General features: G+C 39.6%; 23 protein-coding genes. 5 read left to right on the forward strand and 18 right to left on the reverse strand.

All coding sequences use genetic code 11. The features are described from left to right. Entirely contained in the window at positions 1 to 1,059 is a 1,059-nt protein-coding gene (locus H7T98_RS04265; RefSeq protein WP_073690086.1) for an HpcH/HpaI aldolase/citrate lyase family protein, read from the forward strand. A gap of 134 nt (positions 1,060 to 1,193) precedes the next feature. Here the strand turns inward: H7T98_RS04265 and dltD are convergent, their stop codons facing one another. From dltD to add, 15 genes are all read right to left on the reverse strand, one after another. Beyond that, positions 1,194 to 2,462 (reverse strand): D-alanyl-lipoteichoic acid biosynthesis protein DltD, encoded by a 1,269-nt coding sequence (gene dltD, locus H7T98_RS04270; protein WP_073689332.1) that lies wholly within the window; start codon positions 2,460 to 2,462, stop codon positions 1,194 to 1,196. Beyond that, on the reverse strand, positions 2,455 to 2,694 hold the full coding sequence (gene dltC, locus H7T98_RS04275) for a D-alanine--poly(phosphoribitol) ligase subunit DltC (protein WP_002891149.1): 240 nt from the start codon (positions 2,692 to 2,694) through the stop codon (positions 2,455 to 2,457). The genes dltD and dltC overlap by 8 nt, the downstream gene beginning before the upstream one ends. A gap of 17 nt (positions 2,695 to 2,711) precedes the next feature. Further along, positions 2,712 to 3,959, reverse strand: a complete 1,248-nt coding sequence (gene dltB, locus H7T98_RS04280) for a D-alanyl-lipoteichoic acid biosynthesis protein DltB (protein ID WP_073689331.1) — start codon at positions 3,957 to 3,959, stop codon at positions 2,712 to 2,714. Then, on the reverse strand, positions 3,956 to 5,506 hold the full coding sequence (gene dltA, locus H7T98_RS04285) for a D-alanine--poly(phosphoribitol) ligase subunit DltA (RefSeq protein WP_004182015.1): 1,551 nt from the start codon (positions 5,504 to 5,506) through the stop codon (positions 3,956 to 3,958). The genes dltB and dltA overlap by 4 nt, the downstream gene beginning before the upstream one ends. Before the next feature lie 8 nt (positions 5,507 to 5,514). Continuing rightward, the gene (locus H7T98_RS04290; RefSeq protein WP_002885174.1) at positions 5,515 to 5,646 is read right to left on the reverse strand and encodes a teichoic acid D-Ala incorporation-associated protein DltX; all 132 of its coding nucleotides are present in this window, start codon (positions 5,644 to 5,646) and stop codon (positions 5,515 to 5,517) included. A gap of 174 nt (positions 5,647 to 5,820) precedes the next feature. Continuing rightward, positions 5,821 to 7,569, reverse strand: coding sequence for an ABC transporter ATP-binding protein (locus H7T98_RS04295; RefSeq protein ID WP_037597896.1), 1,749 nt, complete (start codon positions 7,567 to 7,569; stop codon positions 5,821 to 5,823). Then, a complete protein-coding gene (locus H7T98_RS04300) occupies positions 7,559 to 9,298 on the reverse strand; it encodes an ABC transporter ATP-binding protein (RefSeq protein WP_201061347.1) in 1,740 nt (579 codons plus the stop codon). The genes H7T98_RS04295 and H7T98_RS04300 overlap by 11 nt, the downstream gene beginning before the upstream one ends. Positions 9,299 to 9,329: 31 nt before the next feature. After that, complete coding sequence (locus tag H7T98_RS04305) at positions 9,330 to 9,941, reverse strand: lysozyme family protein (protein WP_175061333.1); 612 nt, start codon at positions 9,939 to 9,941, stop codon at positions 9,330 to 9,332. A 1-nt stretch (position 9,942) separates the two neighbouring features. Continuing rightward, positions 9,943 to 10,920, reverse strand: coding sequence for a nucleoid-associated protein (locus H7T98_RS04310; RefSeq protein WP_201061349.1), 978 nt, complete (start codon positions 10,918 to 10,920; stop codon positions 9,943 to 9,945). Positions 10,921 to 10,925: 5 nt separating this feature from the next. Then, positions 10,926 to 12,176, reverse strand: coding sequence for a serine hydroxymethyltransferase (gene glyA, locus H7T98_RS04315; RefSeq protein WP_002891158.1), 1,251 nt, complete (start codon positions 12,174 to 12,176; stop codon positions 10,926 to 10,928). Between the two features lie 93 nt (positions 12,177 to 12,269). Beyond that, entirely contained in the window at positions 12,270 to 12,875 is a 606-nt protein-coding gene (locus H7T98_RS04320; protein ID WP_060972471.1) for an L-threonylcarbamoyladenylate synthase, read from the reverse strand. Next, positions 12,862 to 13,695: a peptide chain release factor N(5)-glutamine methyltransferase gene (gene prmC, locus H7T98_RS04325; RefSeq protein ID WP_201061351.1), complete on the reverse strand. Its 834-nt coding sequence runs from the start codon at positions 13,693 to 13,695 to the stop codon at positions 12,862 to 12,864. The genes H7T98_RS04320 and prmC overlap by 14 nt, the downstream gene beginning before the upstream one ends. Further along, positions 13,692 to 14,771 (reverse strand): peptide chain release factor 1, encoded by a 1,080-nt coding sequence (gene prfA / locus H7T98_RS04330; protein WP_002891161.1) that lies wholly within the window; start codon positions 14,769 to 14,771, stop codon positions 13,692 to 13,694. Before prfA ends, prmC begins: the two co-directional genes overlap by 4 nt. Positions 14,772 to 14,809: 38 nt before the next feature. Then, entirely contained in the window at positions 14,810 to 15,406 is a 597-nt protein-coding gene (locus tag H7T98_RS04335) for a thymidine kinase (protein ID WP_073689818.1), read from the reverse strand. 184 nt (positions 15,407 to 15,590) lie between these two features. Beyond that, positions 15,591 to 16,601 carry an adenosine deaminase gene (gene add / locus H7T98_RS04340; protein WP_201061353.1) on the reverse strand — a complete coding sequence of 337 codons (1,011 nt, stop codon included), beginning with the start codon at positions 16,599 to 16,601 and terminating at the stop codon, positions 15,591 to 15,593. A gap of 172 nt (positions 16,602 to 16,773) precedes the next feature. On the opposite strand from add, the gene yghU reads away from it, so the two are divergent. The 4 genes from yghU (at position 16,774) to H7T98_RS04360 (ending at position 19,853) form a co-directional block, all read left to right on the forward strand. Continuing rightward, positions 16,774 to 17,562: a glutathione-dependent disulfide-bond oxidoreductase gene (gene yghU / locus H7T98_RS04345; RefSeq protein WP_201061355.1), complete on the forward strand. Its 789-nt coding sequence runs from the start codon at positions 16,774 to 16,776 to the stop codon at positions 17,560 to 17,562. A gap of 79 nt (positions 17,563 to 17,641) precedes the next feature. Then, on the forward strand, positions 17,642 to 18,586 hold the full coding sequence (locus H7T98_RS04350) for a DHH family phosphoesterase (protein ID WP_201061357.1): 945 nt from the start codon (positions 17,642 to 17,644) through the stop codon (positions 18,584 to 18,586). Further along, entirely contained in the window at positions 18,573 to 19,505 is a 933-nt protein-coding gene (locus tag H7T98_RS04355; protein ID WP_201041757.1) for an FAD:protein FMN transferase, read from the forward strand. The genes H7T98_RS04350 and H7T98_RS04355 overlap by 14 nt, the downstream gene beginning before the upstream one ends. Positions 19,506 to 19,610: 105 nt before the next feature. Beyond that, positions 19,611 to 19,853, forward strand: a complete 243-nt coding sequence (locus H7T98_RS04360; RefSeq protein ID WP_003093591.1) for a type B 50S ribosomal protein L31 — start codon at positions 19,611 to 19,613, stop codon at positions 19,851 to 19,853. A gap of 123 nt (positions 19,854 to 19,976) precedes the next feature. Here H7T98_RS04360 and H7T98_RS04365 read toward each other — a convergent pair whose 3' ends face one another. The 3 genes from H7T98_RS04365 to H7T98_RS04375 form a co-directional block, all read right to left on the reverse strand. Beyond that, positions 19,977 to 21,239, reverse strand: coding sequence for an NRAMP family divalent metal transporter (locus tag H7T98_RS04365; RefSeq protein WP_201041755.1), 1,263 nt, complete (start codon positions 21,237 to 21,239; stop codon positions 19,977 to 19,979). Positions 21,240 to 21,378: 139 nt separating this feature from the next. Then, a complete protein-coding gene (locus H7T98_RS04370) occupies positions 21,379 to 22,347 on the reverse strand; it encodes a DUF1002 domain-containing protein (protein WP_201041753.1) in 969 nt (322 codons plus the stop codon). A 114-nt stretch (positions 22,348 to 22,461) separates the two neighbouring features. Then, positions 22,462 to 22,863: a VOC family protein gene (locus H7T98_RS04375; RefSeq protein WP_048790443.1), complete on the reverse strand. Its 402-nt coding sequence runs from the start codon at positions 22,861 to 22,863 to the stop codon at positions 22,462 to 22,464. Between the last annotated feature and the right edge of the window lie 27 nt (positions 22,864 to 22,890).

Below are 22,890 nucleotides of genomic sequence, written 5' to 3' on the forward strand. Positions count from 1 at the left end.
ATGAAGTACAAAATGAACAACCTTGAATATAAAAAGTCCCCTCAAGATTTTTCAAAAAATACTCAAAAAGAATTACTACAGTATGCTGTTGGCCCACTTTTATATATTCCTGCTACACACGAAAAACTTCTATATTCCATACTTAAAACAACAGAAGCCTCAATCTGTATTGATCTAGAAGATGCCATTGGTGATAATACTGTGCAACAGGCTGAGTTAAATATTTTATCTTGTTTGCAACAATTAAAATCTATGCTTGCATCTGGTGAAATCACTGTACAAGAATTACCATTAATTTTTATTCGTATAAGATCTTCACAACAGCTTAAAGATTTTGGAACAAAGTTAGGTAAACAGTTACTAAATTTAGTAACTGGCTTTAATCTCCCTAAATTTGATACAAGTTGTGCTCAAGATTACCTTACTGCATTTCATGAAGTTCAACACCTAAGCCAAGAGAATCTTTATTTCATGCCTATTTTTGAAACTGAAGCCATAATGAATAAAAAAGGCAGAATTGAAGAATTAGAAGCACTTTACCAGACACTAAAGCCTGTTCAACATTACATTCTTAATATAAGGGTTGGTGCAACAGATTTTTCAAATCTTTTCGGTATTCGCCGCACCATTAGTCAAACGATTCATATGGTTCAAGTTATTGAGGACTGTTTAGGGGATATTATTAATATCTTTGGTAAAGATTATGTCTGTTCCGCACCTGTCTGGGAATATTTTGGTTCTAACGACTCAGATTTTAAGGAAACTCCAGCATGGTTAACAGGCTTAAAAAATGAAATTGTGTTGGATCAACTTAATGGGTTTATTGGAAAAACATGTATACATCCCTCGCAACTTCAGGCTGTTCTTGAAAGTCTAGTTATTAGCGAAGAAAATTACGAGGATGCTCTCAAAATACTTGGTATGGATGAAACTCTGGTTGGTGTTACAAAAGGTCATATGGGAAATAAAATGAATGAAGTAAAAACTCATATCAAATGGGCCAAAAAAATGGTTAACCTAGCAACCATTTATGGAGTACGAAAATCTAATTATAATTAGTGTGTATAATTCAAATACTCCTTCTCTAATTACATAAAGTCACTAGTATTTAACTAGTGACTTTTTTAATAGAAGCAACAATAAAAGGCTTATTAAAGCCTTTTTGTTATATCCTGATTTTTTATTAAGTAACACTACTTAAACTGACTAGGAGTCCCTGTATAACCTGCCCAATCCTTACTATAAAAGCGGTCGTTCAAGTTATAGCTAGGTGCAGGTGTTGGATTACTTACAAATGGATCAACAGCCTTGTCAAAGGCTACCCACCCTTTCCATCCCATATGAATGGTGTCTTGCATAAAGTAAGGTTGATCTCCATCTTTTGAGAAGTCTGCAATATTGGTAAAGCCTTGACTTTCCAATTGATAACGGATTTTAGAAACCGTAGCATCATACATTTCTTGACTAAGTCCCGTATAAGCCATCCACTTGCTATTAACAGGTGGGATGACAAAAATGACATTAGTATTTGACTTAGCAAATTGATTTAGCACCAACTGTAGGTCACCGTATTCTTGTGAAACTTCATAAGAAAGATTTTTCTGGAAACCTTTAAGTTTACCAATCTTCTTAGACAAACGTTTCTTATAGAAACGGTCATCGATACCAAAGTCGTTTGACTTAGTATGAGCTTCTGCATCTCTTACAGCAACCTGATCAAGTGCCTCATAAGAGAGCTTGTCTGGCAACTCTTTAAGATAAGGAAGAACTTTCTTCTCGTAATTAGCGTTACTTGATGCTGCTAAAGGACTAAACAAGGCATCTTCTCGCTTATTAAGCTCTGCCATAAATTGAATATAAGTCTTATCAAGTGAATTTAACTCTTGCCCCTTAGCCACTTTAGAAAGTTGAGATTTCATAGTAATCTCAGGCTTCATCTCTAAGATACGTTGAGCTGCATACTGAGAATTTGCATCCGTCTGAGTTTCACTTAAGAAACTACTAAGTTGGTCGTTATTGTAGAACTGCTGAAAAGCTGCAGAATTATACCCCTTTTTAGTAAACCATTGTGGAGACAAGACGTACACAGCTGTGCCGTTTTGTAATTCTGGAAGGATTTGTTGCATTCCCAAATATTGGTTTAGAGATGCAGCACCACGTTGTCCAATAAAGTATGGGCGATAGTTACGGTCGTACTTTTCAGCTAAAACAGCTGGATGAAGAGCATCAAAACGCAACCACTCACTTGACCCAAAGAAAGGGACAAATCGATGCTTCTTATCTGAAAGAGCTGTAGTTTTGTTCATCCGACTCTTAAAGTTTTCATTTGTCAGTGTTACTGCACTACGTTTTTCAGCCACATAACTATGTTTTCTGCCTTGTGGGTAGGCATATATAACTACCACTACCAAGACCAAGGCACAAATTACTGGACCAAAAATCTGCCATAAACGCTTAAGCATTGCGAAGCTCCGTTACCCCTTCAACAATCTTATTAGCTGTGTTCCAGTCATCACGACCAAATTCTGAAACTGGTACACGAATATCGAAACGTGATTCCAATTCAACGATTAGCTCAACTGTTCCCATTGAATCGAGAACACCAGCATCGAAAAGATCTTCGTCCATCATGTCAGAAACATCTTCCATGAAGAGTTCATCAATAATTTCAATAACTTCTGATTTTACATCCATTTTTATAATTCCTTTACTTATTTTTTAGTGAACCAGAGGTCATTCAAGAATCCAGAGAAAATCAAGAATGACAACATAACAGTGTTAAATGTAATAAAGATTCCCAAAGCCTTCGTCCATCTATTTTCAGGAAGTGGCTCAAGACCAGCTTTCTTACGTTCTTTATTAATGGTCTTCTTCTTGCGCAACCAGGCATCATTAAGTCCTAGACCAATACCATGGAAAATACCGTAAGCAATGTAGTACCAAGTAACCCCATGCCAGAATCCCATAACCATCATATTAATGACATAGGCCACATTTGACGTCGTGTTACGATTTTTGAAAACTTTATTTCGCATCAAAACCATAACCAAACGCATAAAGACAAAGTCACGGAACCAGAAAGACAAGCTCATATGCCAACGATTCCAAAATTCTTTCAAGTCTCGTGAGATGAAAGGTTTGTCAAAGTTGATTGGGCTCTTTATCCCCATAAGGTTTGATGCTGCCAAGGCAAACATCGAGTAACCCGCAAAGTCAAAGAAGAGATCAAAACCGAAAACATACATGACACCAAGTGTTGGTAAATTAAAGATACCACCTTGAGCTAAAGCTTGTGTTTTCAGTGAAGGTAAAAGCATACTTCCAAAAATTTGAGCCAAGACAAATTTATAGAGAAAACCGAGCATAATATACTTGACAGCTTGCTCCAACATATTCATCAACTCATCTCTCTCAGGAATCGCTTGGTAATCTTCGTTAAAGCGTTTGAAGCGATCAATAGGACCACTCGTAAAGGTTGGCATAAAGAGCATGAATCGGAGGAATTCTCCAAGTGTAAACTCTTTTAAGACACCATCCCGCATCTCGATAATCATACCAACTGATCGGAAGGTCAAGTAAGAAATACCAAGAAAGTTTAAGAGTGACTGAGTACCATTTATCGCAGGCTCTACCTTAACAAAAATCAAGGGAAGGACTACTAGAAATGAGTGTAAATAGAAAACCCATTTATTGTCCTTTTTACTGCGGTAATGTTTGTAGGAATAAACCCAGATGATTTGCCAAACGATATAGAAAAGTAAGGCTAGTAATTGGCTAGCATGTGTTCCTGTCAGAGCGAGAACAATAAAGGCTAGACTGACCAAACATTCATAAATCGCAAAACGCTTTTTATAGAAGAGACCCACAAAGATTGGCAATAGAGCTAATCCAAGATAGATAAAATAGAAGGGGTTACCGTAGGCTTCTAAATGGGGGAGCTGTTTCAAGAAGTCAATCATCGGTTGTTAACCTCACTGATAAGACCCTTGATATCAATTTTCCCATTTGGTGTTAAAGGCAAGCTCTCACGATAGAGGAATTTAGTAGGCATCATATAAGACATCATGATATCTTCTAAGTCAGCCTTAATCGCCTTGGTGATATCAATTTCACGTTCAAACTGCTCACGAACACCATCCTTAAGAATCACATAAGCCAAGAGATTCTGAACCTTATGGTCTTTATTGTAACGTGGCACAGCCACTGCTGAATCAATATACTTAGACTTATTAAGGTTTTGTGAAACATCCTCTAACTCAATACGGAAACCATTAAATTTAATCTGGAAGTCCATACGACCGCCGTAAAGAAGGAGACCTTCATCAGTCATCGTTCCTACATCACCAGTATGGTAAGCAGGAAGGCCATTAAACTCGAAGAAGGCTTCCGCAGTCTTTTCAGGATTGTTCATATATCCTTTTGAAACTGCTGGTCCTGATACGATGATTTCACCCTGTTGACCATTTGGAAGGATATTGCCATCCTCATCGATAATATAAGTCGGTGAATCTTCCTTGGTATAACCAATCGGCAAACGCTTAAGGTTAGCCAGCATCTCATCAGTTACTGCTACTGCTGATAAGGCGACAGTTGCTTCAGTTGGTCCGTAAGCATTGATAATACGTGCTTCTGGGAAACGTTGGCGAAGCTTTTGAGCAGTCTTGACAGTCAACTCTTCTCCATCAAAATAGAAATGCGTAATTTCTGGCATCTTCTCTGCATTGAAGTCTTCAGACAACATTGCCATATCTGCAAAAGATGGTGTTGATGTCCAAATAGCAATTGGAAGTGAGAAGATCGTTTCAAAGAGCTTCTTGAAGTCCTGTGTAATAGCTGAAGGAAGCGCATAGAGTGTTCCTCCAAGTGCCAATGTTGGTGCCCAGTACATTACCGATAGGTCAAATGAATAAGGTGGTTGAGCCAGCATTTGAGGACGTTTTGGAGTCGCAAATTCCTTGTCCGTAATCATCCAGTTAGTGAAACTAAGGAGATTATTGTGTGAAATTTGTACCCCTTTAGGCTTACCTGTAGTTCCTGATGTGAAGATGATGTAATAAGTATCATCCCCCTTAACAGGATGAGTCACTTCGTAGCTAGTCTTGCTTTCAAAAGCTGTTGTCACTTGATCCAATGTTAGGATTGGAGCTTGGACATCCTCAAGTGGGAAGTCATTAATAGCAATAATCAGACTAGGCTCTGCTACTTCAACGATAGCCGTCACGCGCTCAAGAGCTGAGTGACTGTCAATTGGAATATAAGCGTGACCAGATTTAGTCAAAGCGACAAAAGTTGCCAACATTTCATACTCTTGACCGCCATAAACCACAACAGGTGATTTTTCTGGAATATCAAGACTATCAATCTTAGCTGCCAAGCTATCTGAGTCAGCCTTCAAGTCGCCGTAAGTGTGAACTTCCCCTAAAATATTGTAAACAGGAAAGTCAGGTTGTGATTGAGCAAACTGCTCAATCGTTTCAATCATATCTTTAATTTTTGTATTCGTCATTATTCTTCCTAAAATTCGTTATAGATAAAATTACCTTGACCTTGTCCTAGGTAATTGTAGAGATAAATTAGGGCCATAAAAATGGCGAAATAAAGCAAGGTTTGTCCTAAAAATACCAGGACGTTTTTATGTTTTAACATTCTAATTTTCGATACCTTTTTTTATATAATATCCTCTTTAGTTTACCATCTTATCAGTATTTTTTCCAATAAAAAAGAAAAAATAACTAAATTTCATTTCTTTTTCATTAATAAGTTTCCGTGATACATGATTGGCTAAAATCAAAAAAACAGAGCTTAAAAGCTCTGTCGGATTTAACTATTTTGTGTCTTTTGGGCCGTCTGCATACGATAGTACATTCCCTTAGCTTGCATCAGTTGTTCATGGGTTCCGTGTTCAACGATATCCCCATTATTCATGACCAAAATAAGGTCCGCATTCTCTATGGTAGATAATCGATGGGCAATGATGAAACTTGTTCGACATTTCATTAATTTAGCGAAGGCCTCTTGAATGAGAAGCTCTGTACGAGTATCGATACTAGAAGTGGCTTCATCCAAAATTAAGATTTTAGGCACATTGACAAATATGCGAGCAATGGTCAAAAGCTGACGTTGTCCCTGAGAAAGGGATTGCCCCGCATCATTCAAGTAGGTGTCGTAGCCTTGAGGCAACTGCTGAATAAAGAAATCAGCATTGGCAGCCTTGGCCGCTGCTATGACTTCTTCACGACTGGCTTCTGGATTTCCATAGGCAATATTATCATGAATAGTGCCGACCTCAAGCCAAGTTTCCTGCAAAACCATCCCAATCTGTTTCCGAAGACTCTCACGAGTATAATCTGTAATAGGTCTACCGTCCAGTAGAATGTTCCCCTTATCCAAATCATAGAAACGCATAAGTAGGTTAATCAAGGTAGATTTCCCCGCTCCTGTTGGACCAACAATGGCAACAGTACTTGCGGCAGGGATATCAATGCTCAAATCCTTGATAAGAGGTTTATTAGGCAAATAGCCAAACTGGACATGATCAAATTGAAAACGTCCCTGCACATCTGCTTCTTCCAAGACCGCCTTACCTGTTTCTGTTATTTCCTCTTCATCCAATATCATATAAAGGCGATCAGCACAGGCCAAAGCACTTTGAAGTTCAGATAGAACAGATGAGATATCATTAAAAGGTTTCGTATACTGAGTCACATAATTTAGGAAGGTAGTCAATTGTCCCACTGTGAAAGCACCACCCGACATGATTCGATAGGCACCAACACCTGCAATAAGAGCATAAATCAGACTATTGACAAAACGTGTAGCTGGGTTAACCGCTGACGAATAAAAGATAGCACCCTGTGAATAATCAGCATACTTACCATTGACGTCTTTAAAACTCCTAACCATCTGGTCTTGAGCATTTAGACTCTGTACTAAAGCTTCTTGAGTCAGACTTTCCTCAATCAACTGAGTCTGCATACCTCGCCATTTAGTTTGATTGCGATAGAGTTGATAGCTCTTCTTTGCGATAAAACGTGCCACAAGCATTGACAGAGGCGTCATCACTAGAACTAAGAGCATCATGAACCAGTCTAAGCGAGCCATGGTAATGATTATGACAAAGATAGTCAAAAGCCCAACGAAAAATTGGTTAAAGACCATGAGAAGTCCGTTGTTTAACTGATCGCTATCTGTAGTCACACGGCTAACCATGTCTCCAGTTCCTTGACGATCAAGGTAACTAAGTGGCATAGCATGAATTTTCATCATGACTCGTTCACGTAAACTTTCGCTATATGAATAAATCAATCGATTATAAATCAGAGGGTTAAGCCACTGGATTGCACTATTAGCTAAGATAACTACAAGCATCTGCCAAATTAAACGTGACATCAATAGAACGGCGTTCATCTTAAGAACAGCGTCCACTGCATCACCAATTAAGATAGGTAAGTAAACCGTTAAGGCAACTTGAATAATGGTCCCAACAGTTGCTAAGGCAAAGAGGTAACGCTGACTTAAGATATCTCTACTTAAACGTTTAAGCGTTGATTTATTATTTCTAGCCTTCATCAGCGACCTCCTTTTGATGTTGAGAATAATGAATGTCTTGATAGAGTTTATTTGTGGCAAGCAATTCTTCATGATTACCCAAGCCAACTTGATGTCCCTTATCAAGCACCAAAATTTGATCAACAGCTTTTAGACTATTTGTTCTTTGCGAAATAATAATCAAACTCGTTGATTTAAGATTGTCTCTGATAGCCGCTAGTAGGCGACTTTCAGTCAAGTAATCTAGGGCTGAGGTGGAGTCATCCAAAATCAAGAATGGTGCTGGTCTCATCAGCGCACGCGCAATAGTCAAACGTTGACGTTGACCCCCCGAAAAATTACGGCCAAATGACTCAACTGGCTCATCTAAACCAAGGTCCTTATCTCTTACAAAATCAGCAGCCTGAGCCATGTCAAGCGCATGCCAGAGTTCTTGCTCACTCGGTTCGTAGTCAAGTCCTAGTGACAAGTTTGAACGAATGGTTCCCCTAAATAACTCAGCTTTTTGTGGGACATAAGCAACCCAAGAACGCCACTCTTTAAGATTTTTTGGTGATTGTTGATTTTTGAAAATAGCTAAAGAACCAATCTGAGGTTGATATAAGTTCATGATTAAGTTTACCAAGGTCGATTTACCCGAACCAGTACCACCAATAATACCCAGTGACTCACCTCTAGCAATCTTTAAATCAATCTCTTTTAGTGACGGTTGACTAGCTGTCGGATAGGTAAAGGTCATGTGGTCAATAGCTAGCACAGTTGAAGCCTGACTTGAAGTTCGGACTTCTAAAGGTGCCTCAATATCCTCATCTTGGAGTTCAAAAATAGCTTGTACCCTTTTCGCCGAAATAAAGCTCTGGTTAAGATTGGTCAACATCATAGCCAATTTAAGAAGCTCCGTCAAAATTTGTAAGAGATAATTGACCAGAGCAATCAGCATCCCTTGAGACAGGAGTCCCCCTTGAATTTGCAGATTTCCTTGCCAAAGGACAGCAATCAAAGTCATATTAACAACTAGGAAAGTCAAAGGACCAATGAGACTTGCTATCACGCCTGTTTTGAGTTGCCACTTCTTCAGGTCTTTATTTACAGTCGTGAAGTTATCTAATTCACGCTCACTCTGACCAAAGGCACGAATAACCCTTATACCTTCAAGTTGTTGGCGCGTATTAGTAACAATTGACTCATTAATCACTCGAATCTTGGCATATAAAGGATTGACGATGCGACTAGCTAGTACAATAATAAAGGTCAATACCAAGACCATACCAAGAAACCAGAGGGTCAAGCGTGGACTGATTCGGAATGCCATAATAATGGCTCCTGTCACAATAATTGGTGCCCTCAAAAAGAGCCTCAAAAATTGATTTATCCCTGTTTGGATTTGAAAGGTATCACCAGTCAGGCGTGTTACCAAACTTGACGTTCCAATCTCATCCCGCTTTTCCTTTGATAAACGCATGATTTTCGCATAGAGGTCATTAGTCAACACTCGCGCATAACCAACTGCTGCTCTTGATGAAAAATACTGTGCTGAAATAGCAACGACAACACCAATAACGGCAAGTCCAAACAAGACAAAAATCATCAAAAAGAGATGATTTTTGTCTTTATTGGGAATAGTTGTGTCGACAATTCCAGCAATGACTAGTGGGACCAAAAGTTCGAAACTGGCTTCGATTAATTTAAAAACGGGTCCCAGGATACTGTCTTTGACATATCCTTTGAAATAAACTAATAATGCTTTCATTTGTCTTTCCTTAAGAATGAAGCGTATCCTCTTAGAGACGAGAGAACATACGCATCAAAAAGAGGTTAAACTGCACTTCTTTGGCGTAATAAATATTTCCGCCATTTGTATAAAGTTTTCCGCCACCATAGTACATGGCAACCGGTTGGTAATAGGTGTAAGTTTCTCCACTGATATTTCCTAGACTCGGAGCAACGACATTTTTTGAATAAGCTTTTGCTAATTCGACGGTGTTAACTCCACCATTATCAGCCACATAATCGATATAGGCCTTACCAAAATTATAAGCTTGTACTGCTGTCCAAGGATCCACCTTATGATGAGCAGCTTCTTCCAGATTTTCTGACAGCACCGTCACCCCTTGACGAATACTTTCTTTTCGATCTGTGATGGAGTTAGTCACTCCTGTAGAACTTTCACTGGACTGCATCACGTCATCTGTCTTCCCCTTGGTTTCTGTGTAGATCATAGCCAACACCAAATCGACATTGGTTGTATTATCAATATCGTCCTCAGCCAATACCTCCTTAACCATGGATTCATAGGTTAAGACATGTTGAACATTGGCATGGATTCGATAACATTGGATACCTATGATGAGGACTACGACAAAAACCGCCAGACGTCTTATCCATTTAAACATATTATTTATTGATGATATCCTCGATATTTTTGATGAGAATAGAGTAGGTGCCATCAGGATTTTGAATAAATTCAACACTATCGGCATCCTGATAAACATTATTAGGCACGATTAACTCAATTCCGTTCGATAACGATAATTTTTGATTTTCCAATTTCTTAATTTGACGTGAATGGTCAATATCTGATACTGAGATAGGTTCAGGTATGGCCTCTTTGAGTTCATCAACGAAAGACAAACGAGCCGTCAAATTATTATCAAAGAGCTGATCTGCCAATTTTTCAGGTGACAACTCTTGGTCTTCTTCCAGGTTATTAAAAATAGCTGATTTCATTTTTCCTTGGAAGTTAAAGTCATCCTGATTAAAATTCTCGGCAATCTTCTGAGCAGTATCTTCGACCATCTTAATTGATTTTTTTACAGACTGCTCAGGTTGGACCTGCAAGAGATTCTCAGAGAAATAATTGGCAAAGCTTCCATTATGTTTGATTCGCTTTTCAATCAAATAATACTGCTTACTACTACGATTGATTACCAAAGCTTCATCAGGTGTCTGGGCCGCAGAAGGCAAATTATTTTGTGACAATTGAATAGGATGTTGGCTATCTCCCAAAGAATGAATCAAACTATCCTTGAGAGCAATACGCAAGAAAGCAAAATATTCTTGCCCTTCTTTGTCAAACTGAATAAAGACCAAATCATTGGTCTTTTGATCTTCAGAAATGACAAATTCTTCCTTCCAAAGTTGGGCAATCTTAACTGAACTTTCCATCAAATCATCTCCTATATGACTGATGAAAACATTCTCTGCATCGAAAAAACCACGTTTAGCCTCATCTGAGAAAACTTTAGAGAGTTTCTTTCGAAAATACTCATCTAAGCGTGGCGTTATTTCAAGAGGCCCTTCGGCTAAAACCAGCTCCGTATCATTTGGCGAAAACTGGTGAATGATAATGCGTTTAATATATAAATCTAACATAGTTTTTAATAGAGTGGGAAGGCATCTGTAAGAGCTTTAACTTCTCCACGAATGCGTTCCAAAACTTCAGGTTTATCGTGATTTTCCAAAGCTTCAACCATTAATTCAGCAATTTTACGGCTCTCAGCTTCACCCATACCACGACTTGTGATGGCTGGACTACCAACACGGATACCTGATGTCTTGAATGGAGACAATTGCTCGTAAGGAATACCATTCTTATTCAAAGTAATATTAACTTCTTCAAGAACGTTTTGTGCAACTTTACCATTTTCAACAACTTTAGTAACATCAACCAAGAAGAGGTGATTGTTAGTTCCACCTGAGATAACACGGAAATCTGGATGTTGATTGAAAACGTCAGCCATGGCAGCTGCGTTCTTGATAACATTTTCCCCATATTCCTTAAAGGCAGGGTCAAGTGCTTCTTTAAGAGCAACAGCCTTAGCAGCAATAACGTGTTCCAATGGACCACCTTGCAAACCAGGGAAGACCGCGGAATTCAATTTCTTAGCGATATCTTCATCATCAGTCAAAATCAAACCACCGCGAGGACCACGAAGCGTCTTGTGAGTTGTTGTAGTTGTCACATGTGCATGAGGAACTGGACTTGGATGATGACCAGAGGCTACAAGACCAGCAATGTGAGCCATATCTACCATGAGGTAGGCACCTACAGCATCAGCAATTTCACGGAATTTAGCAAAATCAATGATACGTGAGTAAGCTGAAGCCCCAGCAACGATGAGTTTTGGTTGTACTTCTTTAGCTTGAGCGAGAATAGCATCGTAATCAAGGAGTTCAGTTTCTTTATCAACGTTGTAAGCCACAAAGTTATAGGTCTTACCAGAGAAGCTAACTGGTGCACCATGTGTCAAGTGACCACCCGCTGACAAATCCATTCCCATAACCGTATCACCTGGTTGAATCAAAGACATGTAAACTGCTGCATTAGCTTGGCTACCTGAGTGAGGTTGCACGTTGGCAAATTTTGCTCCAAAAAGTTCTTTGGCACGCTCAATAGCAAGTGACTCAACCACATCAATCACGTCTGTACCACCATAGTAACGTTTACCTGGATAGCCTTCTGCGTACTTGTTAGTCAAGAGTGTTCCTTGAGCAGCCATTACAGCTTTAGATACCACGTTCTCAGAGGCAATCAACTCAATATTGTTTTGCTGACGTTCAGCCTCAGCATCGATGGCGTTCCATAGTTCAGGGTCAAATGCTTTGTAATCTTCTTTATCAAAAATCATAGAGGTCTCCTTTGAGGTCTAAGGGGGTTTCAATCAACTCACCCACATATAGTTGGAAGTTATCTCACACTTCCATAGGTCTCTGTTAGTCATTTATTCTATGGTCAACTCTGGTAGAGCCGCCAATAGGTCTTCTTTTGTAATTTTCCCTTGTCTGAGAATCCTAGCAGGTGAAACAGACAAATCCAAAATCGTCGAATCTACACCTAACAAGGCATCATCATCTTGATAGCCAGTCACCTGAAAATCAAATTGTACTCTAATATCGTCGAAATAACGACCACTAGCCTTCCCAGACTTATTAGCAGATGGACCAATCAAAGGCCCTTCCGCTTGAATCAGCTCTCTAGTGACAGGATGGTCTGGCAAACGGAAGCCAACTGTCGCCAATCCTGAATTAATCCACTTAGGGACTTGATCATTAGCCTTTAAAATGATAGTCAAAGGTCCAGGCAAAAAAGCATCATACAATTGTTTCAAATACTTGGGTTGATCTTTTGAATAGGACAAGATATCTTCATAAGAAGCGACATTCAAATTCATGGCTTTATCTCTGGGACGATTTTTTAGCTCATAAACATGGTCAACAGCTTGCTCATCTAAAGCCTTAGCAAATAGACCATAAACAGTCTCTGTAGGAAGGACAACTGCTCCACCGTCAGCCAAGATTTCTCTTAACACTTTATTACTTTTCATCATCCATCACGACCATTCTATCTTGCCCAAATTGGTCCTTAAGAACACGCACACGCTTATCAGGAAAATGTAGAGACAAGAGTTTCTTCAAATCACGGCCCTGCTTATAGCCAATTTCAAAGTAGAGCTTTCCTTTTGGAGTTAAATACTTGTCTGCGTCCTCAATAATCTGTCTATAAATAGCAAGTCCCTCTTCATCAGCAAACAGAGCCATTTTGGGCTCGCTAGCCAAAACATTAGTACCAACTTCGTTCTTATCATTTTCAGAAATATAGGGAGGATTTGACACAATGATATCAAAACTACCAGAAGTATTTTCGAAAACATCCGATTGCACAAAGCTAATGTCTACCTGATTTAGTATAGCATTCTCTTTAGCAAGTACTAAGGCGTCAGCTGACAAGTCACTAGCTGTTACTTGCCAAAAGGGGCAACTCTTTTTCAGAGATACCGAAATAGCACCACTCCCAGTTCCGATATCAAGAATCTTGAGCTCTGAGCTAGGGTTTTCCGCTAAAATCAAATCCACTAGTTCCTCAGTTTCAGGACGTGGAATCAAGACACGCTCATCAACCTGAAAACGCAAGCCATGAAAGTCTTCATAGCCCAAAATATACTGAGCAGGCTTGTGATTCATTAGTTGGCTGAATACATAAGCTAACAACTCTGCATCTTCCTCTGAAACTTCTTGACGCAATTGAAGAACAAAATGAGTCAAGTCCCATTGCTTCAAACCACGATAAACGAAGGAAAGGGCCTCTGGCTCTTCACCAACAGCATCAAGCTGCTTCTCATAGTCATCCAGGACATCCGCTAAAATCATTTGTTAAGCTCTTCCAATTTTTGAGTTTGATCATAAAGAACCAAGGCATCCACAACTTCATCTAATTTACCAGCTAGAATTGTATCAAGCTTTTGAAGGGTCAAACCAATACGGTGATCAGTTACACGGTTTTGCGGGAAGTTGTAAGTACGGATACGCTCTGAACGATCCCCTGTACCAACAGTCGATTTACGCTCAGCATCTTGTTCATCTTGAGCGATTTGTGCAAAGTGGTCCGCAACACGCGCACGGATAATCTTCATAGCTTTATCACGGTTCTTCTGTTGTGTACGTTCTTCTTGCATCTCTACTTTGATTCCAGTAGGAATGTGAACCATACGAACCGCAGTCGCAACCTTATTGACGTTCTGACCACCGGCACCAGAAGCGTGATAGATATCGACACGAAGGTCCTTAGGGTCAATTTCGTACTCTACTTCTTCAACTTCTGGCATAACCAAAACAGTTGCTGTAGAGGTATGAACACGACCTTGACTTTCAGTCACAGGCACACGTTGCACACGGTGTGCTCCTGATTCATATTTGAGTTTAGAATACACGGATTGCCCTGAAACCATGGCAACCACTTCTTTGATACCACCGACACCATTATAAGAGGCTTCCATAACCTCAAAGCGCCAACCTTGTGTTTCTGCGTATTTTTGGTACATAGCTAGAAGGTCACCCGCAAACAAGGCAGCTTCATCACCACCTGCAGCCCCACGGATTTCAAGGATAATATTCTTGTCATCATTAGGGTCTTTTGGCAAAAGAAGAATTTTCAAACGTTCTTCGTACTCTTCCTTAGCGGCTTTGGATTCTTTGAGTTCTTCCTTAGCCATTTCTTCCAAGTCAGGATCACCGCTTGCTTCCTTAATCATCTCTTCAGCATCTGAGATACTTTGGATGACTTGCTTGTACTCACGGTAAGCTGTCACAGTTTCACGAGTATTTGCTTCTTCACGTGACAACTCCATGAACCGTTTAGTGTCTGAAACTACTTCAGGGTCACTAAGCAATTCACCCAATTCCTCATAGCGGTCTTCAACCGCTTGTAACTGATCATAAATATTCATCTGTTATCTTTTCTCCTTATTATAACTAATAGTCATTTTTAGTCCTTATTCAAAGGGATTATGTTTTCGTGAGGTGGATTAAACCAGTGCTTTCGGCAAACAGAGATATAACTCTCGTGTCCTCCAATTTGAACTTGTGCTCCCTCATAAACTGGCTTCCCATCTTCCATACGAAGAACCATGGTTGCCTTTCTCGAGCAATAATGACAAATGGTCTTGATCTCATCAATCTTATCAGACAAAAGCAAAAGGTATTTAGAACCTTCAAAGAGATTGTTCTGAAAATCATTTTTGAGACCAAAAGCCATCACTGGGATATCTAACTCATCAACAATTCGTGCCAAATCATAGACATTCGCACGGGTCAAAAACTGAGCCTCATCAACTAAAACACAGTAAGGTCGTGGATCCATATTAGCAATGTAACCAAAAATATCCGTATCATCACCAATAGGATATGCCTTCCGTTTCATGCCAATACGACTAGAGATATAGCCGACCCCATCTCGATTATCCAAACGACTGGTCAACAATACTACTGGTTTTCCTTGTTCTTCGTAATTATAGGCAACCTTAAGAATTTCAATGGATTTCCCAGAATTCATAGTGCCATAGCGAAAATAAAGTTGTGCCAAACCAGTCTCCTCTAAAATATGTATTGTACTTATTTTATCATAATTCTAAGCGTAAAAGGGAGGGAGACTGAACAATTTTTGAAAAAAGTTCGCCTCACTCCCTTATTTTTATAATAGGTTTGACTTGTGTTTCAAATGGTTCAATCTTATCACCCTGATAACGTTTCACCAGTCTAATAGCTTCTTATGAATAGGCTTTAGCCAATTTTTCAAGAAGTTCTTCTTTCTCCTCGTCACTAGCAAATGAAGCTTCGATTGCCGTCTTATTATGAGCATAAAAGTCTTGCACTGAGCTATCAAAATGCTTGTGATAGAGTTCGTATTCCTTGGTTAAGTTTGTATCAGAAACGGTACGATTGTCCGTATTAATGGTAATATTCGCACCTGCTGCTTTCATTTTTAGATAAGGAAAATCAGCAACTGTAACGGCTGCTTTAGTCTGCAGATTACTTGTTAAACATAACTCTCCTGTGACACCATTTTTGACAAACTCTTCCAGAAGCTCAGGCTCTTGAGCCAGGATCGTTGCATGACCATTACGCTTAATTCCCATAGCAATTGACTCAGCCAAAAAGGCTGGGCAACCACACTCACCAGCATGAAAAGTCATCGGACGGTTGTAACTTTGGACTTGTTCAATTAGAGGTTTAATCGCTTTAGGTCCATAATGATGCTCATCTCCGGCAAAATCAAAACCAACAAAGTCACTATCTTCAAACTTATTTGCTTCATTAAGAATACGAGCCGTTAAATCTTGATTTGATTGACGCATGCCACAAACTAGGGCCTTAGCTACAATTCCAAATTCTTCTTGAGCTTGACGTAAGCCTTGACAAACGGCATCAATGGTTTCAGCGACAGTCAACCCCTTATCCATTGACAATTCGGGAGCAAAACGCACTTCAATATAGATAACATTTTCAAGAGCAGCCTGTTTAGCGACATCATAAGCCGCAATGGTCAAAGCTTCCTTTGTTTGAAGCAAAGGACGAATGTAATCAAAAGCCTCTAGATAATCTAGGAGACTCTCACAGGTAGCCGGGGCTGTCACATGGTGTCTGAGCTCCGCATCGTCCTTAGGTAACTCAATCTTTGCTAAGTCAGCTAGGTGACGAATAGTTTCCAATGATAGAGAACCATCCAAATGGCAGTGCAGTTCTGTTTTTGCCAACTTATGAAAATCAATAGCAGTCATTCTTTTCTTCCTCTCTAAACAATATGTTTTTATCAGATAAAAATTAATTTTTACTATCTTATCATTCTTATAGAAAAAGTCAAGATGGCGCGCTAATAGGACGTAGTAGATTCTTGAAATGCCATTAGCATTTTGTTAGGATGTAACTATCAAGAATACAAGGAGAAACTTTATGTCTGACTATATTTTAACAGAAGTTTGGCAAAATCCAACCTCTATGGGAGGTGCCTGGGGCGGCCTCAATCAACCTACAGCTGGTGCACGTTTTGAACAAACTTTACCTAAAGGTGACCAACCTTTCCAACTCTATACTCTTCCAACACCTAATGGTATCAAGGCAACTATCATGCTTGAAGAACTGAAAGAACTCGGTGTGACTCAAGCGGGCTATGACGCTTATCGTATTAAGATTGGTGATGGTGACCAATTCGGATCCGACTTTGTTTCGATCAATCCAAACTCAAAGATTCCAGCCATGATGGATTACTCTGAAGACCAACCGGTTCGTGTCTTTGAATCAGCTAACATCCTGCTTTACTTGGCTGAAAAATTCGGAAAACTCATTCCAACTGATTACGCAAAACGTACGGAAGTTCTCAACTGGCTCTTTTGGCAAACAGGTGCTGCTCCCTTCTTAGGTGGTGGCTTTGGGCACTTCTTCCACTATGCACCTGAAAAAATCGATTATGCCATCAACCGTTTTTCCATGGAAGCCAAACGCCAACTTGACTTGCTAGATAAAGAATTAGCAACCAAACCTTATATTGCTGGTGATGAATACACTATCGCTGATATCGCAATCTGGTCTTGGTATGGCCGTCTTGCTCAAGATAAAATTTGGGACAAGGCTGGTATTTTCCTTGATGTTAAAGAATACAAGCACCTTCAAGCATGGACTGAAAAAATTGCCAACCGTCCAGCGGTTAAACGTGGACTTGAAGTCGACTATAAAGATATCTAATTTTATAACGGTTTGCCTAGGCTAACCGTTTTTCTATTGTTTCATGATATAATAGAAACAAAATCACAAGGAGACATTCATGACTGTATTTCAAGCTATTTTAGAAAAAATTAAAGCCCATGACACTATTATTATTCACCGCCACCAAAGACCTGACCCTGATGCCATTGGTAGTCAGGTAGGACTGAAGGAAATTTTAAAAACAAACTTTCCAGATAAAAAGGTTCTTGCGACAGGTGTCAATGAACCTACCTTATCTTGGATTGCTGAAATGGATAAGGTAACTGACCAAGACTATGAAGGAGCGCTTGTTATTGTTACCGATACAGCCAACACTCCTCGTATCGACGACGACCGTTTTGATAAGGGGGACTTTCTTATCAAAATCGACCATCATCCTAACGACGATGCCTACGGCGACCTCCTCTTAGTTGATACGACTGCTTCAAGTGCCAGCGAAATTGTGACTGACTGGGCTCTCACTCTTGGCCTTTCCTTGTCAGATGCCGCTGCCCGTGTTCTTTACAATGGTATTGTTGGCGATACAGGTCGCTTCCTCTTTCCGTCTACGACACCTAAAACACTTCAAATTGCGGCTAAACTTCGTGAATACGACTTTGATTTTGCATCAATGGCTCGTCGTATGGATAGTTTCCCATTCAAAATTGCTAAATTACAAGGTTATGTTTTCGATAATCTAGAAGTCGATGAAAATGGTGCGACTCGAGTTGTCTTGACACGAAAGATTTTGGATGAATTCAATGTCACTGATGCTGAAAGTTCTGCAATTGTTGGCACTCCAGGTCGTATTGATTGCGTCGAATCTTGGGCTATTTTCGTAGAGCAGCCTGAAGGGCATTACCGTGTACGTCTGCGCAGTAAAAGCATTGTCATCAATGAGATTGCTAAACGTCATGACGGTGGAGGCCACCCACTTGCTAGTGGTGCCAATTCCTACAGCTTAGACGAAAACGAACAAATCTACCAAGAAATCAAGGATACCGTTGCCCATGCAACTCACTAATCGTCGTGTACGTCTCATGGGAACTGTGATTGACGTCTCTATCTATCATGAAGAACCAGAACCCCTACTAGACCAGGTTGAAGCACTCCTACATACCTACAATAAGCGCTTCTCAGCCAATGACGACAGTTCCGAACTCATGAAAATTAACAAGGCAGCAGGCTTACATTCGGTGACGGTTCACCCAGAGCTTTTTGAACTTATTGCTCTTGGAAAATGGCATAGCTGCCAACCTGAAAGTCACCTTAACATTGCCATTGGACCTCTCATTCAGACTTGGCGCATTGGTTTTTCGGATGCCAAACTGCCTCTGCCTGAAGAAATTCCTCCGCTCCTGCAAATTATCAATCCCAATGCCATTGTTCTATCCGAGGAAAATCAAAGCGTTTTTCTCAAAGAAAAAGGGATGAAAATTGATCTTGGTGCCCTGGCAAAAGGATATATTGCAGATCGTATTGCAGATTTTCTTAAAGCAGAAAAAGTGACCAGTGCCCTAATCAATCTTGGAGGTAATGTTCTAACCTTTGGACCAGCTCTCCATAATCCTGATAAAAAATGGCGGATTGGTATTCAAAATCCCAAGGAGACTAGAAACACAAATCTTATGGTGCTTGCTATAAGAGACCAGTCTATTGTCACATCAGGAATCTATGAACGCACTTTTGAAATAAATGGCAAAACCTATCATCATATTTTCGATAGTCAAACTGGCTACCCTGTCTCTAGTAATCTAGCTAGTCTTACCATTATTTCATCCCTCTCAGTCGATTGTGAAATTTGGACGACACGTTTATTTGGCTCAAGTCTAGAACGCATTTTCCAGGAAGTTAGTTCACAACCAAATCTTGAAGCTATCATCGTTGATAAAGATAATCGATGCTTTCAGACAGGCGGCATTTACAAAATGCGAATTTCCTAAAAAATAGTAAAAAAGACTTGTCAAGAAGACCACCTTTTGATAAACTAAAATAGTTAAAAAAACTATGGTGCGGAAAGTACCATGGCAGAAAGGAAATATTTTAACATGAAAAAAGATATCCATCCAGATTACCGTCAAGTAGTATTCATGGACACAACTACTGGTTACCAATTCCTTAGCGGTTCAACTAAACACTCAAATGAAACAGTTGAATTCGAAGGTGAAACTTATCCACTTATCCGTGTAGAAATTTCATCAGATTCACACCCATTCTACACTGGCCGTCAAAAATTCACTCAAGCAGACGGACGCGTGGATCGTTTCAACAAAAAATACGGTCTCAAATAAGCAACATCTTGTTGTTAAGCCATTCCAATTGGAATGGTTTTTTTGTATTCTCTTGGGTATAATCTCTCCTCCCCCCTCCTTTAAAATAAAAAACAGCTTCCATATGGAAACCGTTTAATCCTATTAACCTGCTTTACCAATAGCCAAAGCCCAGATAAAGAAGAGGGCGAATCCGAACAAGAAAATCAAACCTGCAATAGCAAGTCCTTTCAACCAAGTTGGAAGGTCTCTCTTTGCTTTTGTAACAAGTATATAATTCAAAAGCGCAAAGAAAGGTGTTGTAAGGAATGAACCAATCATGGCAAAACGAAGCATTGTTGCTACTTGACCTTGGAAGAAGAAAATAATGATGAGACCAAGAATAGCTGTCAATGTCATCCAAACATTCAATGGTGTTTGATTTTTTTCTTTTTGGTTAAACAAAAGACGAAGAGAAATTTCGTTAACACGTGAATAACCATCGATAACAGTAATCACAGTACCAAAGATACATAAGAAAGCGATAAAGGTAATCAAATAGCGTGACCACTCACCAAGCACTGAGGCATACATACCAACAAACTGAGCAATATACTTAGCTGATGCTGCTTCTACTGGTTTACCAGTTGGATACTGGATAAGCGCACCGAGTGCTACAAAGAATACTGCAAGAATAGCTGTTCCGATGAAACCAACGTTAAAGTCAAAGAGGGCATCATCAGTGTTAAAATCAACCGTTTTCTTTTTCTCTGCTGACCAAAGTGAGTTAATGGCTGAAATTTCAATTGGAGCTGGCATCCATCCAAGAAGTGAAACAATAAATGGAAGGGCTGCTAATTTCCACGGTTTGTTTTCAACGAAGTCAGCACTGTACTCTGGGTGTTTGATTGCTGCAATAATAACTGCTGCTACTGTTGCGATAGTCAAGGCTGACATGATCCATTTAGCCATGCCATCAAGAAGTTTGTAACCACCAAAGAGTAACATACCCCAAATGATTGCAACCAAAATGATTGACCATGTTGTAATACTCAAACCAAGCATTGGAAAGGCACTAGCAATGATAGCTGAACAAAGAATAGAAACACCTGCAGTATTAACCAAGGCTGAAAAGACATTCAAAATGAAGAATACCCAAAGATAGAACTTACCTTTCTCAGCATAACCTTCAACAAGGGTTTTACCCGTATCTGCGGTATACTCAGCACCAAAACGGAAGAATGGGTATTTAAAGAGGTTAGCTAGAATAACCAAGCCTAGCAAGGCCCATCCATAAGAACCACCCGCTTGAGTTGATGAAACGATGTGGGAACCACCTACGGCCGCTGAAGCCATTAGGATACCAGGTCCCATTGCTTTTATTTTACTACGCCAGGTAGACTGACTAGATATATTTGTTTCTGACATAAGAGAATCTCCTAAAATAAATTTTCAGAATAATCTGAATTGATGTTTACCTTTTACACAATTGTTGGAATAATTTCAATAGAATTTCACATATTTTCTGAAAAATAGAAAAAAGCCATCCAAATGGATAGCTCTTTTACTATTTAGAAAGTCCTGTAAAGAAATCTACGATAGCTTGCCAGATTTGTGCAAAAATATTTTTGCTGTTCTCAACCGCTTTGTTGGCATTAAAGTTTAGGTTGATTCCAGAGAAAGTATTACCAGCTTTCGAAACGATAGAATCTTTAAGTGAACTCAAGGTTGACTTAAAGCTAGCACTATCAATGATTGAAGACTTAGATAAATTCATAGCAAAATTCACCAGAAGGTTAATTTGCGTATCAGAAAGATTCAAGTTGTAATTATTAATTGTTTGCTGAACAATCGTTTTAGCTTGGTCTTCAGTCAACTTATCCCCTTTATCAGCAACAGCTGACTTAATATCAGTCATAGCTACATTAAGCTTGTCTGCATCATAGTCAGTCTTACCAGAATTTTCCTCATTGATTTGAGAAAGGGTTTTAAGTTCCTCTTGCGCAAGCTCTTTGCTTTCATCTGAAACTTTAGCCCCATTTTGCTCAAGGGAATAGTAAATACCAGCCAAGGCACTTTCTCCTGTAACTGCAATTGGTGCTGCTACCGTAATCTTAGCATGTTCAATACCAAGTGTCGTGGCAGCATTACGGTACATATCTGGAGTGATTTTCGTGATATTTTGCGGTGTCACAATCTCTACACTCAAGGTTTCCTTAGCACCCAGCTTAGCAAGCTTAACCGAAGAATATAGCTGAAGACTAGAATCGTCAGCGACATTCATGATATTGGCGTAAGCAGATGTCGTCAAGGTCTTGACATTAGTATCCTTACTACTATCATACCCTAATAAATTCAAGGTTTCATTTCGTTGCTCTTCCGACAATGAATACCCCATCACATAGTCTGGTTGAACATAAGATTCATCAATAACCTTTTGGACTTGTGATGATGTTGCTGCTTGAGCAACCGAAGTAAAGGCTGTTACTGAAGCCAATATAGCCATCCCAGTAACAAGAAGTTTTTTCAATTTCATATGTGTTTCCTTTCGAAAATAGAATAGTATTCCATAATCTCCTAAAGGACGACTGACTCTAGGCTCAGCCGTTCACCTATTATACCATGACTTAAAAAATTAAGGTTAAAAAAACTACTCGTGCAACTCCAAGGGAAGACCATCTGGATCAGCAAAGAAAGTCATCTTTTCACCGGTAAAAGTGTCCTTGCGAATAGGTTGGCAGGAGATACCCTTTTGTTCTAACTCTTGGACGACCTCTTCAATATTAGTCACTCTGAAAGCTAAATGACGTAAGCCACATGCCTCAGGATAAGACGGACGTTTTGGGGGCTCCACATAGTTCGGATCACTGGTCTTATTGCCGAAGATTTCAAGTTCTATACCTCCACAGCGTAGGTCTAACTTATAATCATGACGTTCCGGACGGTGATTTTCCCGAATAATCTCAAAACCAAGTTTATTGACATAAAAATCTCGAGACAAGTCATAATCAGAAACAATAATAGCAACATGGTGCACTGTATTTAAAAACATATTTTCCTCCATTGAAAAAGGCCCGAA

The organism is Streptococcus sp. 23.2, assembly GCF_016648665.1.
Taxonomy (GTDB): Bacteria; Bacillota; Bacilli; order Lactobacillales; family Streptococcaceae; genus Streptococcus; species Streptococcus salivarius_E.

Excerpts from the sequence above, each read along its gene's own strand:
- H7T98_RS04265 (WP_073690086.1), top strand. The coding sequence starts at position 1 with ATGAAGTACAAAATGAACAACCTTGAATATAAAAAGTCCCCTCAAGAT.
- dltD (WP_073689332.1), bottom strand. The coding sequence starts at position 2,462 with ATGCTTAAGCGTTTATGGCAGATTTTTGGTCCAGTAATTTGTGCCTTG.
- dltC (WP_002891149.1), bottom strand. The coding sequence starts at position 2,694 with ATGGATGTAAAATCAGAAGTTATTGAAATTATTGATGAACTCTTCATG.
- dltB (WP_073689331.1), bottom strand. The coding sequence starts at position 3,959 with ATGATTGACTTCTTGAAACAGCTCCCCCATTTAGAAGCCTACGGTAAC.
- dltA (WP_004182015.1), bottom strand. The coding sequence starts at position 5,506 with ATGACGAATACAAAAATTAAAGATATGATTGAAACGATTGAGCAGTTT.
- H7T98_RS04290 (WP_002885174.1), bottom strand. The coding sequence starts at position 5,646 with ATGTTAAAACATAAAAACGTCCTGGTATTTTTAGGACAAACCTTGCTT.
- H7T98_RS04295 (WP_037597896.1), bottom strand. The coding sequence starts at position 7,569 with ATGAAGGCTAGAAATAATAAATCAACGCTTAAACGTTTAAGTAGAGAT.
- H7T98_RS04300 (WP_201061347.1), bottom strand. The coding sequence starts at position 9,298 with ATGAAAGCATTATTAGTTTATTTCAAAGGATATGTCAAAGACAGTATC.
- H7T98_RS04305 (WP_175061333.1), bottom strand. The coding sequence starts at position 9,941 with ATGTTTAAATGGATAAGACGTCTGGCGGTTTTTGTCGTAGTCCTCATC.
- H7T98_RS04310 (WP_201061349.1), bottom strand. The coding sequence starts at position 10,920 with ATGTTAGATTTATATATTAAACGCATTATCATTCACCAGTTTTCGCCA.
- glyA (WP_002891158.1), bottom strand. The coding sequence starts at position 12,176 with ATGATTTTTGATAAAGAAGATTACAAAGCATTTGACCCTGAACTATGG.
- H7T98_RS04320 (WP_060972471.1), bottom strand. The coding sequence starts at position 12,875 with ATGATGAAAAGTAATAAAGTGTTAAGAGAAATCTTGGCTGACGGTGGA.
- prmC (WP_201061351.1), bottom strand. The coding sequence starts at position 13,695 with ATGATTTTAGCGGATGTCCTGGATGACTATGAGAAGCAGCTTGATGCT.
- prfA (WP_002891161.1), bottom strand. The coding sequence starts at position 14,771 with ATGAATATTTATGATCAGTTACAAGCGGTTGAAGACCGCTATGAGGAA.
- add (WP_201061353.1), bottom strand. The coding sequence starts at position 16,601 with ATGACTGCTATTGATTTTCATAAGTTGGCAAAAACAGAACTGCACTGC.
- yghU (WP_201061355.1), top strand. The coding sequence starts at position 16,774 with ATGTCTGACTATATTTTAACAGAAGTTTGGCAAAATCCAACCTCTATG.
- H7T98_RS04350 (WP_201061357.1), top strand. The coding sequence starts at position 17,642 with ATGACTGTATTTCAAGCTATTTTAGAAAAAATTAAAGCCCATGACACT.
- H7T98_RS04355 (WP_201041757.1), top strand. The coding sequence starts at position 18,573 with ATGCAACTCACTAATCGTCGTGTACGTCTCATGGGAACTGTGATTGAC.
- H7T98_RS04360 (WP_003093591.1), top strand. The coding sequence starts at position 19,611 with ATGAAAAAAGATATCCATCCAGATTACCGTCAAGTAGTATTCATGGAC.
- H7T98_RS04365 (WP_201041755.1), bottom strand. The coding sequence starts at position 21,239 with ATGTCAGAAACAAATATATCTAGTCAGTCTACCTGGCGTAGTAAAATA.
- H7T98_RS04370 (WP_201041753.1), bottom strand. The coding sequence starts at position 22,347 with ATGAAATTGAAAAAACTTCTTGTTACTGGGATGGCTATATTGGCTTCA.
- H7T98_RS04375 (WP_048790443.1), bottom strand. The coding sequence starts at position 22,863 with ATGTTTTTAAATACAGTGCACCATGTTGCTATTATTGTTTCTGATTAT.